General features: G+C 64.9%; 21 protein-coding genes and 1 other RNA gene. 14 read left to right on the top strand and 8 right to left on the bottom strand.

The annotated features are described in order from the left end of the window. Positions 1-6: 6 nt before the first annotated feature. The 4 genes from ABCN56_RS10980 to ABCN56_RS10995 all read right to left on the bottom strand — a co-directional run bounded on the left by ABCN56_RS10980 (position 7) and on the right by ABCN56_RS10995 (position 4,556). On the bottom strand, positions 7-1,770 hold the full coding sequence (locus tag ABCN56_RS10980; protein ID WP_425466096.1) for a DNA polymerase III subunit gamma/tau: 1,764 nt from the start codon (positions 1,768-1,770) through the stop codon (positions 7-9). A gap of 119 nt (positions 1,771-1,889) precedes the next feature. Then, positions 1,890-1,988, bottom strand: an RNA gene (gene ffs, locus ABCN56_RS10985) — signal recognition particle sRNA small type. A gap of 98 nt (positions 1,989-2,086) precedes the next feature. Further along, a complete protein-coding gene (locus ABCN56_RS10990; RefSeq protein WP_343080836.1) occupies positions 2,087-2,434 on the bottom strand; it encodes a hypothetical protein in 348 nt (115 codons plus the stop codon). 142 nt (positions 2,435-2,576) lie between these two features. Further along, positions 2,577-4,556 (bottom strand): bifunctional 2',3'-cyclic-nucleotide 2'-phosphodiesterase/3'-nucleotidase, encoded by a 1,980-nt coding sequence (locus ABCN56_RS10995; RefSeq protein ID WP_343080837.1) that lies wholly within the window; start codon positions 4,554-4,556, stop codon positions 2,577-2,579. Positions 4,557-4,773: 217 nt separating this feature from the next. Between ABCN56_RS10995 and nudC the strand changes: the two genes are divergently transcribed. Beyond that, positions 4,774-5,736, top strand: a complete 963-nt coding sequence (gene nudC / locus ABCN56_RS11000; protein ID WP_343080838.1) for an NAD(+) diphosphatase — start codon at positions 4,774-4,776, stop codon at positions 5,734-5,736. Positions 5,737-5,789: 53 nt separating this feature from the next. After that, on the top strand, positions 5,790-6,260 hold the full coding sequence (locus ABCN56_RS11005; protein ID WP_343080839.1) for an SRPBCC family protein: 471 nt from the start codon (positions 5,790-5,792) through the stop codon (positions 6,258-6,260). 9 nt (positions 6,261-6,269) lie between these two features. On the opposite strand, the gene ABCN56_RS11010 is transcribed toward ABCN56_RS11005, so the two are convergent. Beyond that, positions 6,270-7,103 carry a prephenate dehydratase gene (locus tag ABCN56_RS11010; RefSeq protein ID WP_343080840.1) on the bottom strand — a complete coding sequence of 278 codons (834 nt, stop codon included), beginning with the start codon at positions 7,101-7,103 and terminating at the stop codon, positions 6,270-6,272. 123 nt (positions 7,104-7,226) lie between these two features. On the opposite strand from ABCN56_RS11010, the gene ABCN56_RS11015 reads away from it, so the two are divergent. The 5 genes from ABCN56_RS11015 (at position 7,227) to ABCN56_RS11035 (ending at position 13,698) form a co-directional block, all read left to right on the top strand. Beyond that, positions 7,227-7,748, top strand: a complete 522-nt coding sequence (locus ABCN56_RS11015) for a c-type cytochrome (protein ID WP_343080841.1) — start codon at positions 7,227-7,229, stop codon at positions 7,746-7,748. Positions 7,749-8,006: 258 nt separating this feature from the next. Further along, positions 8,007-9,812, top strand: a complete 1,806-nt coding sequence (locus tag ABCN56_RS11020) for an extracellular solute-binding protein (protein ID WP_343081482.1) — start codon at positions 8,007-8,009, stop codon at positions 9,810-9,812. 45 nt (positions 9,813-9,857) lie between these two features. Next, positions 9,858-11,012 carry a microcin C ABC transporter permease YejB gene (locus ABCN56_RS11025; RefSeq protein WP_343080842.1) on the top strand — a complete coding sequence of 385 codons (1,155 nt, stop codon included), beginning with the start codon at positions 9,858-9,860 and terminating at the stop codon, positions 11,010-11,012. Further along, the gene (locus tag ABCN56_RS11030; RefSeq protein ID WP_343080843.1) at positions 11,012-12,115 is read left to right on the top strand and encodes an ABC transporter permease; all 1,104 of its coding nucleotides are present in this window, start codon (positions 11,012-11,014) and stop codon (positions 12,113-12,115) included. The genes ABCN56_RS11025 and ABCN56_RS11030 overlap by 1 nt, the downstream gene beginning before the upstream one ends. Next, positions 12,112-13,698, top strand: coding sequence for an ABC transporter ATP-binding protein (locus ABCN56_RS11035; protein ID WP_343080844.1), 1,587 nt, complete (start codon positions 12,112-12,114; stop codon positions 13,696-13,698). Before ABCN56_RS11030 ends, ABCN56_RS11035 begins: the two co-directional genes overlap by 4 nt. A gap of 39 nt (positions 13,699-13,737) precedes the next feature. On the opposite strand, the gene hemN is transcribed toward ABCN56_RS11035, so the two are convergent. After that, positions 13,738-15,093, bottom strand: coding sequence for an oxygen-independent coproporphyrinogen III oxidase (gene hemN, locus ABCN56_RS11040; protein ID WP_343080845.1), 1,356 nt, complete (start codon positions 15,091-15,093; stop codon positions 13,738-13,740). Positions 15,094-15,146: 53 nt separating this feature from the next. Here hemN and fnrL point away from each other — a divergent pair, with 53 nt between their 5' ends. Then, a complete protein-coding gene (gene fnrL / locus ABCN56_RS11045; RefSeq protein ID WP_343080846.1) occupies positions 15,147-15,893 on the top strand; it encodes a transcriptional regulator FnrL in 747 nt (248 codons plus the stop codon). A gap of 132 nt (positions 15,894-16,025) precedes the next feature. On the opposite strand, the gene ABCN56_RS11050 is transcribed toward fnrL, so the two are convergent. Both ABCN56_RS11050 and ABCN56_RS11055 read right to left on the bottom strand, forming a co-directional pair. Next, positions 16,026-16,343: a c-type cytochrome gene (locus ABCN56_RS11050; protein ID WP_343080847.1), complete on the bottom strand. Its 318-nt coding sequence runs from the start codon at positions 16,341-16,343 to the stop codon at positions 16,026-16,028. 150 nt (positions 16,344-16,493) lie between these two features. Further along, on the bottom strand, positions 16,494-17,333 hold the full coding sequence (locus tag ABCN56_RS11055; RefSeq protein WP_343080848.1) for a universal stress protein: 840 nt from the start codon (positions 17,331-17,333) through the stop codon (positions 16,494-16,496). Between the two features lie 223 nt (positions 17,334-17,556). Here ABCN56_RS11055 and ccoN point away from each other — a divergent pair, with 223 nt between their 5' ends. The 6 genes from ccoN (at position 17,557) to ABCN56_RS11085 (ending at position 23,354) form a co-directional block, all read left to right on the top strand. Further along, positions 17,557-19,158: a cytochrome-c oxidase, cbb3-type subunit I gene (gene ccoN / locus ABCN56_RS11060; protein WP_343080849.1), complete on the top strand. Its 1,602-nt coding sequence runs from the start codon at positions 17,557-17,559 to the stop codon at positions 19,156-19,158. A 13-nt stretch (positions 19,159-19,171) separates the two neighbouring features. Next, positions 19,172-19,897, top strand: coding sequence for a cytochrome-c oxidase, cbb3-type subunit II (ccoO, locus tag ABCN56_RS11065; RefSeq protein ID WP_343080850.1), 726 nt, complete (start codon positions 19,172-19,174; stop codon positions 19,895-19,897). A gap of 12 nt (positions 19,898-19,909) precedes the next feature. Then, positions 19,910-20,098, top strand: coding sequence for a cbb3-type cytochrome c oxidase subunit 3 (locus tag ABCN56_RS11070; RefSeq protein WP_343080851.1), 189 nt, complete (start codon positions 19,910-19,912; stop codon positions 20,096-20,098). 1 nt (position 20,099) lies between these two features. After that, positions 20,100-20,972, top strand: a complete 873-nt coding sequence (gene ccoP / locus ABCN56_RS11075) for a cytochrome-c oxidase, cbb3-type subunit III (RefSeq protein ID WP_343080852.1) — start codon at positions 20,100-20,102, stop codon at positions 20,970-20,972. Positions 20,973-21,466: 494 nt separating this feature from the next. Continuing rightward, positions 21,467-22,900: a cytochrome c oxidase accessory protein CcoG gene (gene ccoG / locus ABCN56_RS11080; protein ID WP_343080853.1), complete on the top strand. Its 1,434-nt coding sequence runs from the start codon at positions 21,467-21,469 to the stop codon at positions 22,898-22,900. A 1-nt stretch (position 22,901) separates the two neighbouring features. Next, the gene (locus ABCN56_RS11085) at positions 22,902-23,354 is read left to right on the top strand and encodes a FixH family protein (protein WP_343080854.1); all 453 of its coding nucleotides are present in this window, start codon (positions 22,902-22,904) and stop codon (positions 23,352-23,354) included. Positions 23,355-23,358 lie beyond the last annotated feature (4 nt).

Consider the following 23,358-nt stretch of genomic DNA (forward strand, 5'->3'; position numbering starts at 1 on the left):
TTCTCCTTAGTCGTCCTCGAACGGATCCCATTCGCCCTCCACTTCGGGCAGCGCGGTTTCGGCTGCCTCGGCGCGGGTTTCGGCTCCGGTCCTGATATCGGTGATCTTCGCCTTCGGGAAGGCCGCGATCACGGCCTGCACGAGAGGATTGTTCAACGCCTCCTGCTCGGCGGCGCGGCGGTCGGCATCGCGCATCTCGGCGACGGTCGCGCCGCCGCCCTCGCTGACGACCGAGACACCCCAGCGCGCGCCGGTCCAAGTCTGGAGCCGCTGCGCGAGCGTCGCGGCGAGGTCGCGCGGGGCTTCCGGCGTCGGTTCGAACTCGATCCGGCCCGGACTGTATCGCGCGAGGCGGAGGTTGTTTTCGACTTCGACCAGAAGCTTCACGTCGCGGTTCGCGCGGATCAGGGACACCACGTCGTCGAAGCGGGCATATCGGGCGAGCGCGGTTTCGGGCGCCTCGGCCAGCGCGGTCGCGGCACCGCCACCGCCAGACGAGGATCCGCCCGACGGGCGTGGCGTCTGCGCGACGGCCTCGGCGCGCGGCGCGGAATGCGTCGTGCGGCCTGCCGGCGCGGGACCGCGTCCGGCGGAAGACGGCGGTGGTGCGTCCTGCAGCCTGCGCACCAGCGCTTCGGGATCGGGCAGGTCGGCCACGTGGGTCAGGCGGATCACGGCCATTTCGGCCGCCATCATCGCGTTCGGGGCGAGCGCGACCTCCTCGAGCGCCTTCAGCAGCATCTGCCACATCCGAGCGAGCGCGCGCATCGGCAGCGCCTCGGCCATCGTGAGGCCGCGCGCGCGTTCCTCGGGCGGAACGGTCGGGTCCTCCGCCGCTTCGGGCGTGATCTTGATGACGGAAATCCAGTGCGTGACCTCGGCCAGGTCGCGCAGGACGGCCATCGGATCCGCTCCGTCGGCATATTGCGCCGCGAGCTCCGTCAGCGCGGCGGCCGCGTCGCCCTTCATGATGAGGTCGAAGAGGTCGAGGACCCGGCCGCGGTCGGCGAGGCCGAGCATCGCGCGGACCTGGTCGGCGGTGGTCTCCCCGGCGCCGTGGGCGATGGCCTGGTCCATCAGGCTCATCGCGTCGCGCACCGACCCTTCGGCGGCGCGGGTGATGAGCGCGAGCGCGTCAGGGGCGATCTGCGCGCCCTCCTTCCCGGCGATCTTCGTGAGATGCGCGATCATCACCTCCGGCTCGATCCGGCGAAGATCGAAGCGTTGGCAGCGCGACAGCACCGTGACGGGAACCTTGCGGATCTCGGTGGTGGCGAAGATGAATTTCACATGCGCCGGCGGTTCCTCGAGCGTCTTGAGGAGCGCGTTGAACGCGCTCGTCGACAGCATGTGAACCTCGTCGATGATGTAGACCTTGTAGCGCGCCGAAGCCGCCCGGTAATGCACACTTTCGATGATCTCGCGGATGTCGCCCACGCCCGTGCGCGAGGCCGCGTCCATTTCCATCACGTCGACATGCCGGCCTTCCGCGATGGCGACGCAGTGTTCGCACTGAAGGCAGGGATCGGTCGTGGGCGCGCCCTTCCCATCCGGGCCGACGCAGTTCAGCCCCTTGGCGATGATCCGGGCCGTTGTCGTCTTCCCGACCCCGCGCACTCCGGTCATGATGAAGGCATGGGCGATCCGGTCGGCCGCGAAGGCGTTCTTCAGCGTCCGCACCATCGCTTCCTGACCGATCAGGTCGGCGAAGGTCTGGGGGCGGTATTTGCGGGCGAGAACCTGGTAAGCGGTCTCGTGCGTCTCGGACATATTGCTCTTCCGGATTCGGTTCGGACTAGAGACTATGGCGCGGCTTCCCCGGCGTCCACCCGAAGCCTGAAGGCACGCCGATTCCCGGGAGGGAAACAAGGAGGCCGATGCGTCGGAGAAGGTGAGAGGTTGGACAACGACCCAAGCGGGGCTCGTTACGGCTGCTTCCTTCCGGACCTGACCGGGTTGGCGAGGCGCTCGCCCGCGCCAACCTCTCGCGGTGCAACATAGGGACAGCCACGCGGATTCGCAAGGCGCGCCAGTCAGGGCATCAGGTCATGAATCCGCAGGTTCGCGCCGGTGCTTTTCCCCGAGGTCATTCCTCCAGAAGCTCTTCCGAGCACCAGATCTTCGTGAAAGCCCCGGTGCAGGTCGCCTTCTGCCCGAAGCCGTCCACGGTGAAGCGCGTGTAGAACGTCTTGTCCTCGACCTGAACGTCGAATCCTTCGCGCACCAATGCGAAGCAGTCCGAGGGGCGAAGCTTGCAGCCGACGAGGGCGATCGTCTCGATCGCGTCGCCAGAGCCGTCGATGTCCGTCGTCGCGATCTTCTCTTCGATCGCGGCCTTCAGCATCGCGTCGAACTCCTCCGGCCCCGGGCGCGTGGCCAGGGCGGCTGCACCCGCGATCAGCGCCAGGACGACGATCAAGGATAGAAGGCGCATGGCGGATTCCCGGTTCAGGTTGACGGCGGCGCGATCCTGCCCAAGCGGAAGGGAAGGGGCAAGTCGCTTGCGGGCGGCGGGCTGGAAGAGGCGGGGCGGATCCGCGCCTCGCCGGCCGGTCGCATTGCCGGTCGAAGCCCGATCAGAGCGCGATTCGGAACCGCGCGAAGCCGTCGGGCCCGTCACCGGCCGGCTCGATCTTCACGCCCTTGACGTCGACCAGGTAATCCATCGCCTTCGGACCGGTATCGAACAGGACGCTCGTCCCCGGCATCGGCGCGAAGCGCCAGTTCGTGTCCGCCGACGGGTTGATCGTTCCCTGTTCGACGATGTAGCGCACGATGATGTCGCGGTTCGTGTCGGGGCCTTCGAAGATGATCGTGTCGCCCTTCGCGCCGGGGAAGTCGCCGCCGCCCGACGCGCGGTAGTTGTTCGTCGCGATGACGAACTCGGCGGCCGGGTCGACCGGCTCCCCCTCGAATTCCAGGTTCACGATCCGGTTCGCGTCCGGGTTCAGGTCCTCGCCCTTGGGGCCGTATTTCGACGGTTGCGAAAGATCGATCTCGTAGGTCACGCCGTCGATCACGTCGAAATTGTAGGAAGGGAAATCCGGGTTCAGCAGCACCTGGTCGGCCTCGCCGGGCGTGATCTGGTTGAACATGCCGGCCGAACGCTCGAGCCAGTCCTTGAGCTGCGCGCCCGTCACCTTCACGGCACGGATCGTGTTCGGGTAGAGGTAGAGGTCCGCGACGTTCTTGATCGCTACGTCGCCCGCCGGGACGTCGGTGTAATAGTCCGGCCCGCCGCGGCCGCCGGCCTTGAAGGGCGCCGCCGCAGAAAGGAGGGGCAGACCGGCATATTCGGTCCCCTTCAGCATTTCGGCGATGTACCACTTCTGGGCGATGGACACGATCTGCACCGAGGGGTCGTCCGCGACCAGCGCGAAGTAGGAATGCAGGGGAGCCGAGGTCTTCCCGACACCGCGGCGTACGTAGGCGAGCGTCGCGTCATGTTCCGCCTGCACACTGTCCAGGACGTATTGCTCGCTCTCGACGAGGGGCGAGATCGAGCGGTCCTCGTTCCGCTGGTGGATCGGCCGCGCCTCGCACTGGAAGCTCAGGACGCGCCAGGAATCCGCGTCGCGTTCCAGAAGAAGGTCGATGAGACCGAGATGCGAGCCCCAGAACCCGCCCATCACCGCCGGCTTCCCGGCGATCGTGCCCTTCACCGGATCGACGTCTGCGTAGGCCTCGAAGGCGGGGGAGGGGAAGACGAGGTGGCTGTGCCCGGTCATGATCGCGTCGATCCCCTCGACCCGCGCGAGCGGCACGGAGGCGTTTTCCATACCCTCCGTCCAGTCCGCCGGTCCGATGCCGGAATGGGACAGCGCGATGATCAGGTCGCAGCCTTCCTCCTTCATCCTTGGCACCCAGGCCTCCGCGGTCGCGACGATGTCGCGGGTGTCGACGTTGCCTTCGAGGTGCCTCCGGTCCCAGTTCATGATCTGCGGCGGCACGAAGCCGATGAGGCCCACCCGGATCGGGTGCGTGTTGCCGGCGCCGTCCGTCACCTCGCGGTCGAGGATGACGTAGGGCGGAACGAGCGTGTCGTCCTCGCGCGGGCTCGCGCCGAGGCTCTTCGCGACGTTCGCGGACACGATCGGGAAGGCCGCGCCCGCAACCGAGTTCATCAGGAATTCGAGCCCGTAATTGAATTCGTGGTTCCCAAGCGTGGAGGCATCGAAACCGACCTCGTTCATGGCCGTAATGATCGGATGCATGTCTCCGGGCTTCATGCCCCGCTCATAGGCGATGTAGTCGCCCATCGGGTTGCCCTGCAGGAAGTCGCCGTTGTCGACGAGAAGGGAGTTAGTCGCCTCCGCCCGTATCTGCGAGATGATCGCGGCGGTTCGCGCGAGCCCGACCGTGTCGATCGGCTTGTCGGCGTAATAGTCATAGGGAAACACGTGGACGTGCAGGTCCGTCGTTTCCATGATCCGAAGATGGGCCTGGTTTGTCGCCGCCGAGGCCGAGTAGGGATGTAATGCGATCAACGAAGCCCCTGCCGCCGAGCCGGCAAGGAAAGCACGGCGCGATATACCAGTTCCGTAACACTCAGTCATGAGAGCCTCTCCTAACGCACGGGCATGGATGTTGAGACTGTATCACGACACGGCCATGACACATGTCAGATTTGTTCCGATTTTGTCCAAAGTGGGGAGAATTGCAGAATTCGAATTCACGTCATGATTGTATTGCGCTTCACTGGCTCCAGACTGCTTTGCAGGGGCTGGCAAGCCGTGCCACATCGGAACAGGAAGTCGACGGGGGATGATCGCGATGCGGATAGCGGAGACGGTGACATTCGGGGGGTCCGGCCTCGACCGGGCGGCGGAGTTGCGCAAGGACGCGGCGCAAGTCACGCGTCTGTTCGCAGAGCCTTCGGCCCGGGTGCTTCCGCTCTGGCGGGGCAAACCTCTTCTGAACGGTGCGGCAGGGCTCGGATGGCTGAAGGCCGGACATCCGGCGCTTTCGGAGGCGGCCGAGGCGCAGGTGTTCCTCGGATCCGACGAGGCGGGGCCTCGCTTTGCCGCCGATATCTCGGCCTGGTCGCCGGACCCGGCGGAGATGCCGCCGGCTGGCGTCTTCTTCGACCCGACCGAACAGCGCCACCCCGACATTCAGCCGGAGTTCCGCTTTGCCGAACTGAGGGGCGTCATGGCCGACCTCACGCCGCGCGACGCGGAACTCGCGGCGACTGCGAAAGCGATACTTGGCTGGCACCGAAGCCACAGATTTTGTTCCGCGTGCGGCGCCGCGAGCGCGCCGGCAATGGCCGGGTGGCAGCGCGACTGTGTGGCCTGCGGAGCGCACCATTTCCCGCGCACGGACCCGGTCGTGATCATGCTGGTCACGCGCGGCAACCGGCTTCTTCTCGGCCGCTCGCCCGGATGGCCGGAGGGCATGTATTCCACGCTCGCGGGCTTCATCGAACCCGGCGAAACGATCGAGGCGGCGGTGCGCCGGGAAGTCGCGGAAGAAACCGGGATCGAGGTCGGAAGCGTCCGTTACCTCGCGAGCCAGCCCTGGCCCTATCCCTCGTCGCTCATGCTGGGCTGTATCGCGCAGGCGGAAAGCGACGAGGTCCATCTCGACCCGAATGAACTCGAAGATGCAGTCTGGCTCACGCGGGAGGAAGTCGCCTCTGCGGTGGCGGGCACACACGCAACGATCAAGCCGCCCCGGCGCGGCGCGATCGCCGGATTCCTGATCCGCAACTGGCTTGCGGACCGGCTGGATTGAAGCCAGAAGGAGGCCGACCGGCGGTGGGTGGATTGAAGCAGGCAGGTTGAGGCATGAAATTTTCGACGCGCGAGGATATCGAGGTGCCGCAGGATGCGGTCTTTAGCGCCGTTTCGGATTTCGCCGGTTTCGAACGTGTGGCCCTGCGCAACAAGGTGGAACTGACCCGGCTGGACGACCTTGCCGCGGCCGGACCCGGCATGACCTGGCGCATCCGCTTCAACTGGCGCGGCAAGAAGCGTTCGCTGGAGGCGGTGCTGCGAGAGTACGACCCGCCACGAGCCGTGCGCTTCACTGCCGAATCCGCCGGGTTCCGGTTCGAGGGCGGCGTCACGCTTGTCGCGCTCTCGCGAAAGCGAACGCGGTTGGCGGTGGAACTCGATGTCCGCCCGAAGACCATGGCAACGCGCCTGATGATTCAGTCGATGAAGCTCGCCAAAGGCAGCCTGAGTTCGCGCTACGAAGCCCGAGTGCGGGCATTCGCGCAGCGAATCGAGGAAGACTATCGCAGCACCGTCGCGTGAATCTGCGTCTCAGCGGCGCTGGGCGTCGGCCGGATAGACGCCGAGCAGCGATACTGCCGAGGAAAAATACTCCAGCTCTTCCAGTGCCAGCTTGACGTTCTTGTCGTCCGGGTGGCCTTCGATATCGGCATAGAACTGGGTGGCGGAAAAGGTCCCGTCCACCATGTAGCTTTCCAGCTTCGTCATGTTCACGCCGTTGGTCGCGAACCCGCCCATCGCCTTGTAGAGCGCCGCGGGAATGTTCCGGACGCGGAACACGAAGGTCGTCATCATCGGTCCGTCGCCGCGCCGTGTCATGTCCGGTTCGCGCGCCATCACGAGGAACCGGGTCGTGTTGTTCGACCGGTCCTCGATGTGCCGGGCCAGCACGTCGAGTCCGTAGATCTCACCCGCGAGCTCCGAGGCGAGCGCGGCAAGCTTGGGGTTTCCGACTTCGGCGACATGCTGCGCCGAGCCCGCCGTGTCGGCACCGGTCACCGTGCGGATCCCATGTTTCTTGAGGAAACCGCGGCACTGGCCGAGGAGGACGGTATGGCTCATGGCCTGCTCGACCTCTTCCAGCCGCGTGCCGGGAACGGCGAGAAGGTTGATGTGAACGCGGACGAAAGCCTCGTCGATGATGTGCAGGCCGGACTCGGGCAGAAGGTGATGGATGTCGGCCACGCGGCCGTACGTGGAGTTCTCCACCGGCAGCATCGCGAGGTCGGCTTCGCCCTTCCTCACCGCCTCGATCGCGTCCTCGAAGGTGCGGCAGGGCAGGGCCTCCATATCGGGGCGTGCTTGCCTGCAGGCCTGGTGCGAATAGGCGCCGGGTTCCCCCTGGAACGCGATCCGTGCGGTCATCTGGCTGGTTCTCCCCGCAACGCCCGCGCGTGCGGGCAACACGCCGCGCTAACTATACCTTGAAACCGGGCAGGGGAAGCGGGTAGATACCGCGCAAGCGAATAAGCCGGATTGGGAACGGACATGATCGATACGATGACTGTGACGAAGGCGGGCGGTGCGCTTTGTGGTGCTCTCCTGATCTTCCTCCTCGCCAACTGGGGTGCGGAATCGCTGTACACGACCGGCGGCGGCGGCCACGGTGAGGAAGCTGCGCAGGCCTACACGATCGCTACCGACGAGGGCGCCGGGGAAGCGGCGGCCGCCGAGGAAGGCCCCTCTTTCGAAGAAGTCTTCGCCAGTGCCGACGCGGCCGCCGGCGAAAAGGTGTTCGGCAAGTGCAAGGCCTGCCACAAGGTGGACGGCACGAACGGCACCGGCCCGCATCTCGACGGCGTCGTGAACCGCGCCGTCGGTGGAGTCGACGGATTCGGCTATTCGGCCACGCTGGCCGAGCATGGCGGTGCCTGGACGCCGGACGCGCTGAACCAGTTCCTCGAGAACCCGAAGGGCTACGCGCCGGGCACGAAGATGAGCTTCGCGGGCCTTCCGAAGGTCGAAGACCGCGCGAACCTCGTCGCCTACCTCCAGGGTCTGGGCGGCTGACGGACGGCACAGACGGATTTCGAACGGGCCGCCTTCCGGGCGGCCCGTTTGCTTTTCCGTGCACGACCTTTTCACGCAATCGCAACTTGAAGCCGTGACTTTCGGCGATTTAGCTTAGATCGAACGGGGAACTGCAGGCATTGCGCCCGAGGGCGCGACAAGGGGGGCTTGATGGTCGGAAAAGTCGTGGCGCGGGCGGTTACGGTCGAGGCGGAACGCGGCGTGCGGGCCTTGGCGGCACTTCTTGCCGCAGGGGCGATGCTGATGGCCGCGACCGTCTCCCGCGCCGAGGAAAACGTCATCGTCGCGCACGGCATATCGACCTTCGGGGACCTGAAGTATCCCGCGGACTTCGCGCATCTCGACTACGTGAACCCGGATGCGCCGAAGGGCGGTGAGATCTCGGAATGGAGCTTCGGCGGCTTCGATTCGCTCAACCCCTTCACGATCAAGGGCCGCGGGGCGGCGCTTTCGACCATCATGCTGGAAACCCTGATGGAGGGCACGGCGGACGAGGTCGATGCCGTCTACTGCCTCGTCTGCTCGACGATCGAGTATCCCGAGGACCGTTCCTGGGTGATCTTCAACCTCCGCCCCGAGGCGCGGTTTTCCGATGGCACGCCGCTCATGGCCGATGACGTGCTGTTCTCCTACGAGACCTTCCTGACGAAGGGCCTGTCGAGCTTCCGTGCCGTCCTCTCGCAGCAGGTCGAAAGCGCTGAAGTCATCGAACCGCACCGGATCAAGTTCACCTTCCGCCCGGATTTCCCCAAGCGTGACCTGATCCAGTCGGTCGGTGGCTTGCCGATCTTCTCCAAGGCGGAATTCGAGGCCAAGGGCCGCGATCTCGAGGAAACCAGCATCGAGCCCTACATCGGCTCGGGGCCCTACATGTTCGACAGCATGGAGGTCGGCCAGAGGATCGTCTACAGCCGCAATCCGGACTACTGGGGCAAGGACCTGCCCATCAACATCGGCCGCCACAACTTCGACCGGATCCGGATCGAGTATTTCGGCGACTATGACGCCGCCTTCGAAGGCTTCAAGGCCGGCGCCTACACCTTCCGGAACGAAGCCTCCTCGCTGATCTGGGCGACGCGCTACGATTTCCCTGCGCTTCAGAAGGGCTGGGTCGTCAAGGCCACGCCCGAGGACGGGACCATCGCCAACGGCCAGAGCTTTGTCATCAACCTCCGCCGCGAGAAGTTCCAGGACCCGCGCGTCCGTGAAGCCATCGCGCTCATGTTCAATTTCGAATGGTCGAACGAGACCCTGTTCTACGGGCTCTACAATCGGATCAACTCGTTCTGGGAAAACAGCGAGCTTGCCGCCACGGGGCTGCCGTCACCGGAAGAGCTGGCGGTCCTCGAGCCTCTGAAGGAACAGCTGCCCCCGGGCGTTCTGGACAGCGAACCCGTCATGGCCCCGGTGTCAGGTGCGAACCAGATGGACCGCGGCAACCTCCGGAAGGCAGCGGCGCTCCTGGACGAGGCGGGCTGGCCCGTCGGCAACGACGGCATGCGCCGGAACGCGGCGGGCGAAACGCTCGTCGTCGATTTCCTGAACGACAGCCAGACCTTCGACCGGGTGATCAACCCCTTCGTCGAGAACCTGCGCCGGCTGGGCGTGGACGCGCGTCACAACCGGGTAGACAATGCCCAGCTGGTGAACCGCGAACGCAGCCACGACTTCGACATCACGACGGCGAATTTCCCGATGGGCTACACTCCGGGTTCGGGGCTGCAGCAATATTTCGGCTCGAAATCGGGCGACGACGCGTTCAACTCGGCGGGCCTTGCCGATCCCGCGGTGGATCAGCTCATCTCCATCGTCGAGGCGGCGGAGACGAGGGAAGACCTGCACGCGGCGGTGAAGGCTCTGGACCGGGTGCTTCGGGCGCACCGGTTCTGGGTGCCGCAGTGGTTCAAGAACGTGCACACCATCGCCTATTACGACATGTACGAGCATCCCGAGACGCTTCCGCCCTATGCGCTGGGCGAGCTGGACTTCTGGTGGTACAACGCCGAGAAGGGCGAAAAGCTGAAGGCAGCGGGCGCGTTCTGACGGGACGCGACCGGGCAGGGACAAGAACAGAGGCAACAGGCAGGCATGGGCGCCTATATCCTCCGGCGGCTCCTTCTGATGATTCCGACGCTGATCGGGATCATGGTGATCAACTTCGCGCTGACGCAGTTCGTGCCCGGCGGGCCGATCGAACAGATCATCGCCCAGGTCGAGGGAGAAGGGGACGTCTTCCGCAATATCTCCGGCGGCGGCGATGCGGGTGGCGAGGCGCAGCCCGGCGGCGACGAACGCTATCTTGGCGCGCGCGGCCTTCCGCCCGAGTTTCTCGACAGCCTGGAACTCGACATGGGCTTTGCCCGGATCGTCTGCGACGAAGGCTACACGGGCACGCCCGACCTCAAGGCGCCCGAATGCCGCAAGGAGCCGATCCCCGCGGTCGAACGCTTCTTCATCATGATGGGGAACTACCTTACCTTCGACTTCGGCGAGAGCTACTTCCGCTCGATCTCGGTCGTCGACCTCGTGGTCGAGAAGATGCCCGTGTCGATCACGCTGGGTCTCTGGTCCACGCTGATCGCCTACCTGATCTCGATCCCCCTTGGCATCCGCAAGGCCGTGCGCGACGGCACGTCCTTCGACACCTGGACCTCGGGCGTCATCATCGTGGCCTACGCGATTCCGGGCTTCCTCTTCGCGGTCCTGCTGATGGTGCTCTTCGCGGGCGGTTCCTACTGGAAGATCTTCCCTCTGCGCGGTCTCACCTCCGACAACTGGGCGGACCTGACGCTCATCGGCAAGGTTCTCGACTATTTCTGGCACATCACGCTGCCCGTGGTCGCTTCCACCATCGCGAGCTTCGCGACGCTGACGCTCCTGACCAAGAACAGCTTCCTTGACGAGATCAACAAGCAGTACGTCATGACCGCGCGGGCCAAGGGCCTGACCGAGGGCAGGGTCCTTTACGGCCACGTCTTCCGCAACGCGATGCTGATCGTGATCGCGGGCTTCCCCGGCCTGTTCCTCAGCGTGTTCTTCGGCGCCTCGATCCTGATCGAGACTATCTTCTCGCTGGACGGGCTTGGACGAATGGGCTTCGAGGCGGCGGTGGCGCGGGATTATCCGGTGATCTTCGGCACGCTCTTCGTCTTCGGCCTCGTCGGCCTGGTCGTCGGAATCCTTTCGGACCTGATGTATGTCTTCGTCGACCCGCGCATCGACTTCGAGCGGAGGGCCGGCTGATGGCTCTCTCGCCCCTCAACCAGCGCCGCTGGCGGAATTTCAAGGCGAACCGCCGCGCCTACTGGTCGTTCTGGATCTTCCTCGTGCTCTTCGTCATGTCGCTCTTCGCCGAGGTGTTGGCGAACGACAAGCCGATCGTGGTGAACTACCGGGGCGAGTTCTACTTCCCCGTCTACCGCTTCTACCCCGAGACCCAGTTCGGCGGCGATTTCCGGACCGAGGCGATCTATCGCGACGAGGCCGTGCAATGCCTGATCGTCACGGGTGGCCTGCAGGATTGCTGGGACGATCCCAAGGGCATCATGGAGGATGCGAAGGATGGTGAGGTCGCGGGCGAGGCCATCGAGAAGGGATGGATGATCTGGCCGCCGGTTCCCTATTCCTACAACACGATCAACAATGTCGGAACGGCGCCATCCGCCCCCGACAAGGACCACTGGCTGGGCACCGACGATACCGCGCGCGACGTGCTGGCGCGGCTCATCTACGGCTTCCGCCTCTCGATCCTCTTCACCCTGATCGTCACCGTGGTCTCCAGCCTCGTGGGTGTCGCGGCCGGGGCGGTGCAGGGCTATTTCGGCGGGCGGACGGACCTCATCTTCCAGCGGTTCCTGGAGATATGGTCCTCAACGCCCTCGCTTTACGTCATCATCATTCTCTTCGCGATCCTCGGGCGGGGCTTCTGGCTTCTTGTCTTCGTGACGATCCTTTTCGGATGGCCGGCGCTCGTGGGTGTCGTCAGGGCCGAGTTCCTGCGCGCGCGGAACTTCGAATACGTCCGAGCGGCCAAGGCGCTCGGTGTCCGGGACCGGGTCATCATGTTCCGTCACATCCTGCCGAACGCGATGGTCGCGACGCTGACGCTTCTGCCGTTCATCGTGACGGGAACCATCGGCACGCTCGCCTCGCTCGACTTCCTGGGTTACGGCCTGCCGTCCTCGGCGCCGTCGCTTGGTGAACTCACGCTTCAGGCCAAGCAGAACCTGCAGGCGCCCTGGCTCGGTTTCTCGGCCTTCTTCACCTTCTCGATCATGCTCTCGCTTCTCGTCTTCATCTTCGAGGGCGTGCGCGACGCCTTCGACCCTAGGAAAACATTCCAATGAGCCGGGTTCTGGACGTCAGGGACCTGTCGGTCAGTTTCCGTCAGGACGGCAGACTGATCGAGGCCGTGAAGGGCGTGTCGTTCCACATCGACAAGGGCGAAACCGTCGCTCTCGTGGGGGAGAGCGGGTCCGGCAAGTCCGTCACGGCCCTGTCGACGGTCGCGCTGCTGGGACGGAACTCCTCCGTCTCCGGGTCCGTGCAATATCTCGGGCGGGAGATGATAGGGGCGCCGGAAACCCTGCTGCGCGAGGTGCGAGGCAACGACATCAGCTTCATCTTCCAGGAGCCGATGACCTCGCTGAATCCGCTTCACACGCTGGAAAAGCAGCTGTCGGAATCGATCATGCTGCACCAGGGACTGCGTGGGCCTGCGGTCCGGGAGCGTATCGTCGAGCTTCTGACCAAGGTCGGGATACAGGAGCCGGAAAGCCGGCTGGCCGACTATCCGCACCAGCTTTCCGGCGGCCAGCGCCAGCGCGTGATGATCGCGATGGCGCTCGCCAACGGGCCGGAGCTTCTGATAGCAGACGAGCCCACGACCGCGCTCGACGTCACGATCGAGGCGCAGATCCTCGAACTCCTCGCCGAACTGAAGCGGACGGAGGAGATGAGCCTTCTCTTCATCTCGCACGACCTCGGCGTCGTGCGCCGGATCGCGGACCGGGTCTGCGTGATGCAGGGCGGCGAGATCGTCGAACAAGGGCCGGTGGAGCAGATCTTCGCCTCGCCCCAGCATCCCTATACGCAGAAACTCCTCGCAGCGGAGCCGACGGGCGGCCCCGACCCGGTCCCCGACGACGCGGAAGAGATCGTCCGGACGCAAGACCTGCGCGTCTGGTTCCCGATCCAGCGCGGCCTCATGCGGCGGACGGTCGGACACGTGAAGGCCGTGAATGCCGCGACGCTGTCGGTCCGCGCGGGCGAGACGCTTGGCATCGTCGGGGAAAGCGGATCGGGCAAGACGACGCTCGCCCTTGCCATCATGCGGCTGATCGAGTCCGAAGGCCCCATCGTCTACATGGGGCAGGAAATCACGCGCTGGCGCGGCAACCAGCTTCGAAATCTGCGGCGCGACATGCAGATCGTGTTCCAGGACCCCTACGGCAGCCTCAGCCCGCGGATGACCGCCGAACAGGTGATCGCCGAGGGCATCGGCGTCCACGGGGTGGAGCCCGGCCGCAACCGGCGCGAGATGGTGGCCGAGATCATGGCCGAGGTTGGCCTCGACCCCGCCACCATGTCCCGTTACCCGCACGAATTCTCGGGCGGGCAGCGACAGCGGATCGCCATCGCCCGTGCGATGATCCTGCGTCCCAAGGTGGTCGTTCTGGACGAGCCGACATCGGCGCTCGACATGACGGTGCAGGTGCAGATCGTGGAACTTCTGCGCGGGCTCCAGCGGCGCCACGGCCTCGCCTACCTCTTCATCAGCCACGACCTGCGCGTCGTGCGGGCGTTGTCGCACAAGGTCATCGTGATGAAGCGTGGCGACGTGGTGGAAGCAGGGGACTGCGAAGAGGTCTTTTCGGCGCCCCGGACGGACTACACGCAGGAACTCATGCGTGCGGCCTTCGGCGGCTGAGTGCCGCCGAGGCTTTGGCCACCAAGCCTTTAACGGCCGTCAGATCGCCGGGGAATGCCCTGCCTTCGACAGTTCGTAGGCGTCGAAGGCGCGTGCGACCATGCGCGTCACGGCGCGCATCCGTTCGGGGATGGAGAAGCCTTCGGACGAGACTTCGACCATTCCGGGGAAACTTTTCGCGGCTGCTTCGAAAAGCTCGGCCAGCCGCTCGGGCGTCACGCGGAAGCGCTCGATCATCTCCTTCGCGACGATCCGGAAATCGCACATGAGCGCCTCGATCATCCGGGCGCGCAGGAGGTCCTCTCCGACGAAGGCATGGCCGCGGGAGGTGGAGAACCGTCCGCCACGGATCGCGCCAACATGCGCGCCGGTGGCAGGAGCGTTTTGAGCGTAACCTTGCGGGAACTTCGAGATCGCCGAGGCGCCGATTCCCACCAGAACCGGGGCGGTGTCATCCGTGTAGCCCTGGAAGTTGCGGCGCAGGCGACCCTCGCGGGCCGCGATTGCCAGTCCGTCAGAGGGTTTCGCGAAGTGGTCGATGCCGATCTCGTCGTAACCCGCGCCGACGAACAGCCGCCGAGCGGTCTCGAACAGGACGAGCCGTTCCTGCGGTGTCGGCATTGCGTCCGACGGCAGCATGACCTGCCGCCGCGCCATCCACGGCACATGGGCGTAGCCGTAAAGAGCCACCCGGTCCGGGGCGAGCGTCAGGAGCTTCTCGACGCTGTCCGCCATCCGCTCCGGCGACTGGTGCGGCAGCCCGAACAGGATATCGGCGTTCAGCGACGTGACGCCGCGCGCGCGGATCATCTCGGCGACGTCCCGCGTCAGTTCATAGCTCTGCTCGCGCCCGATGACCTCCTGGATTGCCGGATCGAAGTCCTGCACGCCGATGGAGGCGCGGTTCATGCCGGCCGCCACGAGGGCGTCCAGCCTTTCGGCGTCGATCTCGTTCGGGTCGATTTCGACGCTGAACTCGCCATGCTCGCTCATCGGGACGGCTTGGAAGATCGCGCCGGCGATTTCCCGAATCGTCCGGGCGGGCATCAGCGTCGGCGTTCCGCCGCCCCAGTGCAGTCTGGAAAGCCTGACGCCGGGGGCAAGGCGATCGCGAATCAGCCGGATCTCGGCCTTGAGATCCTCGGCATAGGCAAGCACGGGCGCGTCAGAACTCGTCCCCTGTGTGCGGCAGGCGCAGAACCAGCACAGTCTCCTGCAGAAGGGAACGTGCATATAAAGCGAGATTTCCGACCCCGCGGGGATCGCGGAAAGCCAGTCGGAGAAGTCATCAGGGCCGATGCCGGAGGTGAAATGCGGCGCCGTCGGGTAACTCGTGTACCGAGGTACCCTCGCGTCGAATAGTCCCACCCGCGCAAGTTGCGATTGATCGTTCATGCGGGTACAGTTGCAACAACGCGCTTATCAGGACCTTGACCCAGATCAATCTCATGACGCTGCACGACTCACATGCCGTGGCGCCCACCTGTGGCGATTGTCCGATCCGGCACCGGGCGGTTTGCGCTCGCTGTGAGGCTGACGAACTCAAGCGGCTCGAAGAGATCAAGTTCTATCGCAGCTACGAAGCCGGGCAGACGGTCATCTGGGCCGGCGATCCTATGGATTTCGTGGCGTCGGTGGTGTCCGGCGTCGCCACGCTGACCCAGACGATGGAAGACGGCCGCACGCAGATGGTCGGACTTCTGCTGCCCTCGGATTTCGTCGGCCGGCCCGGGCGCGAGACCGCGGCCTATAACGTCACCGCGACGACCGACCTTCTGATGTGTTGCTTCCGCAAGAAGCCGTTCGAGGCGCTCATGGTGCAGACGCCCCATATCGGCCAACGTCTACTGGAGATGACGCTCGACGAACTCGACGCGGCGCGGGAATGGATGCTGCTGCTGGGCCGGAAGACGGCGCGTGAGAAGCTTGCGAGCCTTCTCGCCATCGTCGGACGGCGGGACGCGGCGCTGCAGCTCAAGACAGCGGGCGGAGAGATGATATTCGACCTGCCGCTGACGCGGGAAGCGATGGCGGACTATCTGGGTCTGACGCTGGAGACGGTGAGCCGCCAGATATCGGCGCTGCGCCGCGACGGCGTCATCGAGCTCCAGGGAAAGCGGCACGTGATCGTTCCTGATTTCGACCGGCTTCTGGAAGAGGCCGGCGACGACTCGGATGGCGGGCTCCTGGTGTGACCAGATCCGGGTGCGGGCCCCGCACTCCGACGCCCGAACGACCGGAACTCTCCGCCATTTCAGTGGTCAGCGCCCTATGTCGTTTCGCGTATCCTTTCGGTCCCGGGCGGTCCCGACCTTGCCATCAGGAACTCACTTCTCGAGCGAGACGATGTAGGCGGTGAGGTCGTTCAGGTTCGCGGCCGTCATGATCTCGTAGAATCGCGGCATGATCGTGTGGACGTTGGGGATCATGATGCGCATGCGAATCATGTCGGTGCCCATGTAGGTGCCGATCGCCGCGAAGCTTGGCGGATAGAGCTTGAAAGCGCCGCCTTCCGCGATGTTGTGGCAGTTCGAGCAATGTTCCTGCGCTAGAGCCTTGCCGGCCTCGGGGTTGCCTGGCTCCTGCGAATATGCCGCCGAAGCCAGTGTGAACGCCACGATGACGCTTGCTGTCCAGTTCCGCATGATAAATCCTCCCTGCGTTCGACCAATGGACCAATGAGCCGATCCGGTCCGCGCCGAAAACGGCGCGAAACCTGATCTCCGGCTTGCGGGGCTCCTCGGCCCCGGCGCCGGGTCTTCAGTCTGGGTGACGCAGCAAGACCCCTCTTGCGGTCAGTGCGCCATGAACACCGGCACCTCGGCCTGTTCGAGCATGTTACGCGTCGCGCCGCCGAGAATCGCCTCGCGGAAGCGGGAATGCCCGTAGGCGCCCATCACCACCATGTCGGCCGCTTCGTCGCGGGCGTGACGGCACAGCACGTCGGAAACGCGCGGCATCGTCTTGGCGAGGACGGAAACTTCTGTCTTGACCCCGTGGCGTGCCAGAAGCTGCGAGAGCGGACCGCCCGGATCCGACCGTTCCGGCCCGTGGCTCGGCGGGTCGATGACCGCGATGTTGACGAGGTCCGCTGCCTTGAGAAGCGGCATGGCCGCGCGCGCCGCTCGCAGCGACTCGTCGCTCTGGTTCCAGGCCAGAACGATTCGACGGGCGAAGTTCTTGCCGAGCCCGCTTGCGGGCAGCACGAGTACGGGCGCTTTGCCTTCGAACATTGCAGCCTCGACCGTGGCCTCGGCCTCGGTGCTGCCACCGTCGCCGTAGGGCTGGGGCTGGATCACCAGGTCCGAATAGCGGGCGCGTAGCGCGACGATCCCGGAAAGCCCGCCGAGTTGCGCCACGGCGGATTCGACGCCCCAGCGGATGTCCTCTGCCCCCATGCGGTCGCGCACGGCGGCCTCGGCGGCCTGCGCTTCGGCCTGGGCGCGCTCGAACGTCTCCTGATGGATCATCGCGGTGGCGCCGGCGTAGTAGTAGCCCGTCTGCGTCCGGTCGATGCCCAGGCAGAGGATGTCGAGATGCGCATCCTCGCGCCGGGCAAGCTCGATGGCGCTGTCGAGCTGAGGCGCCTTGCCGGCAGGGTCGGTAATTACAGTCAAGAGCGACTTGTAGGGCATTCTGCGTCTCCTCCGGGTGCGTCCGCGATTGACATTTGTCGAGAAGTCTAGGCGCGGAGTTGGAGCCGCACTTTGACACGGATCAACCGCCTGATCGCGATGAATTGACATGGATCAATGCATTCGCAACAAGCCGGCGCGAGAAGCCAAACTGTCGAAGAGCCGCCGGAGGAATCCGACTCCGTCGATCCGTTGCGGCCAAAGAAGACGAAGGGACGCGAACATGTGGGATTATTTAAAGCTGGTCGTGCTTGGCGCGATCGCGGTACTGGCCGCGATCGCGGCGAATTACGCGCGCGACCTGGCCTATATGGTGAATGCGCTGACTGTCATGCTGGCGGCGGCGATCACCTTCATTTGGGTGTTGCGGCGTGTGGGCGAGCACCGCCCCGTGCCGGTGGACGAATACAATGACGGCGTGGTGAAGGCGGGTGTCATCGCCACGGCGCTCTGGGGCGTCGTGGGCTTCCTCGTCGGCGTGACGGTGGCCTTCCAGCTCGCGTTCCCGGAGCTGAACCTGTCCGAATTCGCCCATGGATACCTGAATTTCGGCAAGCTTCGGCCGCTGCACACCTCGGCCGTGATCTTCGCCTTCGGCGGCAACGCGCTGCTGATGTCGTCCTTCTACATCGTCCAGCGCACGTCGGCCGCCCGCCTCTGGGGCGGCAATCTCGCCTGGTTCGTGTTCTGGGGCTTCCAACTCGTCATCGTGCTGGCCGCGACCGGCTACATCCTCGGCGCCACCCAGTCGAAGGAATATGCCGAGCCGGAGTGGTACGTGGACCTGTGGCTGACGATCGTCTGGGTCGCCTTCCTGGCGGTGTTCCTCGGCACGCTCATCAAGCGCAAGGAGCCCCACATCTACGTGGCGAACTGGTTCCTGCTGTCGTTCATCGTCACGGTCGCGATGCTGCATCTGCTGAACAACCTCTCCGTCCCGGTGTCGATCTTCGGCTCCAAGTCGGTGCAGGTCTTCGCCGGCGTGCAGGATGCCATGACTCAGTGGTGGTACGGCCACAACGCGGTGGGCTTCTTCCTGACCGCGGGCTTCCTCGGCATGATGTATTACTTCGTGCCGAAGCAGGCGGAACGGCCGGTCTACAGCTACAAGCTGTCGATCATCCACTTCTGGGCGCTGATCTTCCTCTACATCTGGGCGGGTCCGCACCACCTGCACTACACCGCGCTGCCTGACTGGGCCTCGACGCTCGGCATGGTGTTCTCGGTCATCCTGTGGATGCCCTCCTGGGGCGGCATGATCAACGGCCTTATGACGCTCTCGGGCGCCTGGGACAAGCTGCGCACCGACCCGATCATCCGGATGATGGTGGTGTCCGTCGGCTTCTACGGCATGTCCACCTTCGAAGGCCCGATGATGTCGATCAAGGCGGTGAACTCGCTCAGCCACTACACCGACTGGACGATCGGCCACGTGCACTCCGGTGCCCTCGGCTGGAACGGCATGATCACCTTCGGCGCGCTCTACTTCCTCGTACCGAAGCTGTGGAACCGCGAGCGGCTCTACTCGCTCAGCCTCGTCTCCTGGCACTTCTGGCTCGCCACCATCGGGATCGTGCTCTACGCCGCCTCGATGTGGGTCACCGGGATCATGGAAGGCCTGATGTGGCGTGAAGTGGACGCGAACGGCTTCCTCGTGAACGCATTCGCCGACACGGTGAGCGCCAAGTTCCCGATGTATGTGGTGCGCGGTCTGGGCGGGGTGCTCTACCTCACCGGCGCCGTCATCATGCTCTACAACCTCTACATGACCGTTGCCCGGCAGCCGGCGAAAGCCGCCGCCCCGGCTTCGGTTCCGGCCGAATAAGGGGAACCGGGACATGGCAATTCTTGAAAAACACAAGATCCTCGAGAAGAACGCGACGCTTCTTCTCGTCGCCTCCTTCCTCGTTGTCACGGTCGGCGGGATCGTCGAAATCGCGCCTCTGTTCTACATCGAGAACACGATCGAGGAGGTCGAGGGGGTAAGGCCCTACACGCCGCTGGAACTGACCGGGCGCGACATCTACATCCGCGAGGGCTGCTACGTCTGCCACAGCCAGATGATCCGCCCGATGCGGGACGAGGTCGAGCGCTATGGCCACTACAGCCTTGCCGCAGAGTCGATGTACGACCATCCGTTCCAGTGGGGCTCGAAGCGGACGGGGCCGGACCTCGCCCGCGTCGGCGGCCGCTATTCGGATGAATGGCATGTCGACCACCTGACGAACCCGCAGTCGGTCGTGCCGGAATCGGTGATGCCGAAATACGGCTTCCTGTCCGACAGGATGATCGAGCCGACCTACATCACCGACCTCCTGGAAACCCACCGGTTGGTCGGGGTGCCGTATTCGGACGAGATGATCGAGGCCGCCGCGGAGGACTTCAAGGCGCAGGCCGATCCGGACAGCGATTACGACGGGCTGCTCGAGCGCTATTCCAATGCGCAGGTGCGGAACTTCGACGGAGCTCCGGGCATCTCCGAGATGGATGCGCTCATCGCCTACCTTCAGGTTCTTGGCACCATGGTCGATTTCTCGACCTTCGAGCTTGACCCGAATCGCTGAGAGGAGGGGCGCATGGAAACCTATTCGCTCCTGAGGCAATTCGCCGACAGCTGGGTGCTCCTGTTCCTCTTCCTTTTCTTCGTGGGAATCGTGGTCTGGGCCCTGCGGCCCGGATCACGGAAAGTCCACGACGATGCAGGGCGCATCCCCTTCCGGCACGAAGACAAACCCGCCACGGGCGGGAAGGCCAAGGAGGCCTGACATGGCTAAGAAACCAATGACCGAGAAGCCCGAGGTCGAAACGACGGGCCATGAGTGGGACGGCATCGAGGAACTCAACACGCCGCTGCCGCGCTGGTGGCTCTGGACCTTCTACATCACCATCATCTGGGGGATCGGCTACACGATCGCCTATCCGGCCTGGCCGCTCGTGAGCCGCGCGACCCAAGGTCTGGTGAGCGAGGAGCAGGGCAATACCCGCGCAGCCGTGGCCGCCGAGATCGAGAGCTACCGGGCCAAGAACGCCGAGATCCAGCAAAAGCTCGTGGCCACGGACCTGACTGCGATTTCGTCCGATGCGGAACTCGCCAGCTACGCCACAAATGCGGGCGAGGCGGTGTTCAACACCTGGTGCGTGCAGTGCCATGGCCGCGAAGGCGGCGGCGCGACGGGCTACCCGGTGCTCAGCGACAACGACTGGCTCTGGGGCGGTTCGATCGAGGAGATCCACACGACCGTCACCCACGGGATCCGCAACACGGACGATCCGGACGCGCGCTTCTCGCAGATGCCGGCCTTCGGCGATATCCTCGCCTCCGAGGAAACCCAGGCGGTGGTGCAGTATGTCCTGAAGATTTCGGGGCAGGAGCATGACGCGGCGCTGGCCGAAACCGGCATGACGGTGTTCATCGACAACTGCTCGGCCTGCCACATGGAGGACGGGACGGGCGACCGCATGCAGGGCGCGCCGAACCTCACCGACGCGATCTGGCTCTTTGGCGGCGACGAGGCGTCGCTGACCGAAACCGTGACGAACGCCCGGTACGGCGTGATGCCGAACTGGAACTCGCGTCTGTCGGAGGCCGACATCCGCGCGGTCGCGACCTACGTGCACCAGCTTGGCGGCGGCGAATAATCCCGTCCGCCCAAGACATGCGACAGAGTGAAGCGGCGGGGGGCTACGGCCCCCCGTTCCGTGTTTTTTCGGGGGTGCGCCCGAAACGATTTGACTCAGGTCAAGGCAGGCGGCGGGCCCGCGGGCGAAGGTCATTTCGACCAAGGGCTGAGCCCGAGGCCAGAGCACCGGCACCCCGTCCTGTTCGCGCGTTTCCTGGGGGAGCCGGTGCTCTTCGTTTGCCGGCAAGGTCTCTTTCGCGCCGACGTCTTCCGAAGGCAAGCCCAAGTGTGTATTCCAGCAATCCGAACCTTGCGGACGCCCTGATTTCGCGCCCGCCGGGGCAACCTCATCCTCGGCGTCGGCCCAGAAGCTTGGTTCGGACGTGGAGGGCTGCGTCGTCAGGCCACGCTGCGCTGCAGAGGGGCTTTGACTCAGATCAAGGCTCCGGGCAGACTGCGAAAGCATAAGTCCGGGACACTACGCGAACAGATACAACCCGGGATCGGTGCCGTTTGTCTACGTCAGAAACTCCAGAAGCGCCCAAGCTTTACGCCGCGCGTGAGCCAGTCTTTCCGCGCCGCGTGAAAGGAACGTTTCGCAACCTGAAATGGGTCATCATGGTGGTGACCCTGGGCATCTATTACATCACGCCCTGGATCCGCTGGGATCGCGGGCCGGAGCTTCCGGATCAGGCCGTGCTGGTCGATCTCGCGAACCGCCGCTTCTTCTTCTTCATGATCGAGATCTGGCCGCACGAGTTCTACTTCGTGGCGGGCCTTCTGATCATGGCGGGACTCGGGCTTTTCCTGTTCACCTCGGCGCTGGGCCGGGTCTGGTGTGGTTATGCCTGCCCGCAGACGGTCTGGACCGACCTCTTCATCCTCGTCGAGCGATGGGTGGAAGGCGACCGCAACGCGCGCGTTCGGCTCTGGAACCAGAAGTGGGGCATCAGGAAGGCGCGCCTGCGCCTGACCAAGTGGACGATCTGGCTCCTCATCGGCCTCGCCACGGGCGGGGCATGGGTGTTCTACTTCACCGATGCCCCCTCGCTCGCGACGAACCTCGTGACGGGCGAGGCGCACCCGATTGCCTATACGACGATGGGCATTCTGACGCTGACGACCTTCGCCTTCGGCGGTTTCTTTCGTGAACAGGTCTGCATCTATGCCTGCCCCTGGCCGCGCATCCAGGCGGCGATGATGGACGAGGACACGCTGACCGTCGCCTACCGCGAATGGCGGGGCGAGCCGCGGGGCAAGCTGAAGAAGGGCCAGCTCGACCCGAACCAGGGCGATTGCATCGACTGCATGGCCTGCGTGAACGTCTGCCCGATGGGCATCGACATCCGCAACGGGCAGCAACTCGCCTGCATCACCTGCGCGCTCTGCATCGACGCCTGCGACGAGGTGATGGACCGGATCGGCAAGCCGCGGGGCCTGATCGGCTACCTCGCTCTCATGGATGAAGCGGCGGAGCGGGCGGGCGCGCATCCGAGGCAGCTCTGGCGGCATATCTTCCGCGTCCGCACGATGATCTACACGGCGCTCTGGGCCGGAGTCGGCGTCGGTCTCGTCGTCGCTCTCTTCCTGCGTTCGGAAATCGACGTGAACGTGACGCCCGTCCGGAACCCGATCTACGTGACGCTCTCGGACGGTTCCATCCGCAATACCTACGAGATCCGCATCCGCAACAAGCAGCCCGAGGAGCGGCCGTTCCAGATTTCGGTGGACTCCGAGGCGCCGCTGACCGTGTCGCTGGAAGGGGCGGAGGACCAGGTGGTCCATGTTCCGGCGGACGAACTGAAGACCCAGCGCGTCTATGTCACGGCTCCCGCCGGGTCGAGGGCCGCATTGGCGGACCGGACGGAACTGCGCTTCTGGATCGAGGACGTGCAGAGCACCGACCGGGTCAACGCCGACACGATCTTCAACGGGAAAGGCGAGTGAGATGGGCGAACTGACAGGGCGCAAGGTCCTCCTGATCACGGTGGGAGCGTTCGGGGTGATCATCGGGGTCAACGTCTTCATGGCGGCCAAGGCGATCGGAACCTTCCCGGGGCTCGAGGTGAAGAACTCCTATGTGGCCTCGCAGACGTTCGACGAGGATCGGGCGGCCCAGGAATCGCTGGGCTGGACACTGACGGCCGCCTACGAGCCCGGCAGGCTGCGGCTGGAGTTCCGCGACAGCGAGGGTCTTCCTGTCGAAGTCGCTTCGATGAAGGCTACGGTGGGGCGGCCCACGATGTCGGTCGACGACATAACGCCTGATTTCCGGGAGCTGAGCGGAATATACTACGCGCCGATGGACCTTGCGCCGGGCAAGTGGATGGTGCTCCTGGAAGCCTACGCGGACGACGGGACGAGGTTCCACCAACGGATCGACCTGTTCGTCAGGGGATAAGGAG

Source organism: Ostreiculturibacter nitratireducens (assembly GCF_032670585.1).
In the GTDB taxonomy this organism is placed as follows: domain Bacteria; phylum Pseudomonadota; class Alphaproteobacteria; order Rhodobacterales; family Rhodobacteraceae; genus Ostreiculturibacter; species Ostreiculturibacter nitratireducens.

What these genes read in the sequence shown, in the direction of transcription:
- ABCN56_RS10980 (WP_425466096.1), bottom strand. Translation starts at nt 1,770, where the DNA reads ATGTCCGAGACGCACGAGACCGCTTACCAGGTTCTCGCCCGCAAATAC.
- ABCN56_RS10990 (WP_343080836.1), bottom strand. Translation starts at nt 2,434, where the DNA reads ATGCGCCTTCTATCCTTGATCGTCGTCCTGGCGCTGATCGCGGGTGCA.
- ABCN56_RS10995 (WP_343080837.1), bottom strand. Translation starts at nt 4,556, where the DNA reads ATGACTGAGTGTTACGGAACTGGTATATCGCGCCGTGCTTTCCTTGCC.
- nudC (WP_343080838.1), top strand. Translation starts at nt 4,774, where the DNA reads ATGCGGATAGCGGAGACGGTGACATTCGGGGGGTCCGGCCTCGACCGG.
- ABCN56_RS11005 (WP_343080839.1), top strand. Translation starts at nt 5,790, where the DNA reads ATGAAATTTTCGACGCGCGAGGATATCGAGGTGCCGCAGGATGCGGTC.
- ABCN56_RS11010 (WP_343080840.1), bottom strand. Translation starts at nt 7,103, where the DNA reads ATGACCGCACGGATCGCGTTCCAGGGGGAACCCGGCGCCTATTCGCAC.
- ABCN56_RS11015 (WP_343080841.1), top strand. Translation starts at nt 7,227, where the DNA reads ATGATCGATACGATGACTGTGACGAAGGCGGGCGGTGCGCTTTGTGGT.
- ABCN56_RS11020 (WP_343081482.1), top strand. Translation starts at nt 8,007, where the DNA reads ATGCTGATGGCCGCGACCGTCTCCCGCGCCGAGGAAAACGTCATCGTC.
- ABCN56_RS11025 (WP_343080842.1), top strand. Translation starts at nt 9,858, where the DNA reads ATGGGCGCCTATATCCTCCGGCGGCTCCTTCTGATGATTCCGACGCTG.
- ABCN56_RS11030 (WP_343080843.1), top strand. Translation starts at nt 11,012, where the DNA reads ATGGCTCTCTCGCCCCTCAACCAGCGCCGCTGGCGGAATTTCAAGGCG.
- ABCN56_RS11035 (WP_343080844.1), top strand. Translation starts at nt 12,112, where the DNA reads ATGAGCCGGGTTCTGGACGTCAGGGACCTGTCGGTCAGTTTCCGTCAG.
- hemN (WP_343080845.1), bottom strand. Translation starts at nt 15,093, where the DNA reads ATGAACGATCAATCGCAACTTGCGCGGGTGGGACTATTCGACGCGAGG.
- fnrL (WP_343080846.1), top strand. Translation starts at nt 15,147, where the DNA reads ATGACGCTGCACGACTCACATGCCGTGGCGCCCACCTGTGGCGATTGT.
- ABCN56_RS11050 (WP_343080847.1), bottom strand. Translation starts at nt 16,343, where the DNA reads ATGCGGAACTGGACAGCAAGCGTCATCGTGGCGTTCACACTGGCTTCG.
- ABCN56_RS11055 (WP_343080848.1), bottom strand. Translation starts at nt 17,333, where the DNA reads ATGCCCTACAAGTCGCTCTTGACTGTAATTACCGACCCTGCCGGCAAG.
- ccoN (WP_343080849.1), top strand. Translation starts at nt 17,557, where the DNA reads ATGTGGGATTATTTAAAGCTGGTCGTGCTTGGCGCGATCGCGGTACTG.
- ccoO (WP_343080850.1), top strand. Translation starts at nt 19,172, where the DNA reads ATGGCAATTCTTGAAAAACACAAGATCCTCGAGAAGAACGCGACGCTT.
- ABCN56_RS11070 (WP_343080851.1), top strand. Translation starts at nt 19,910, where the DNA reads ATGGAAACCTATTCGCTCCTGAGGCAATTCGCCGACAGCTGGGTGCTC.
- ccoP (WP_343080852.1), top strand. Translation starts at nt 20,100, where the DNA reads ATGGCTAAGAAACCAATGACCGAGAAGCCCGAGGTCGAAACGACGGGC.
- ABCN56_RS11085 (WP_343080854.1), top strand. Translation starts at nt 22,902, where the DNA reads ATGGGCGAACTGACAGGGCGCAAGGTCCTCCTGATCACGGTGGGAGCG.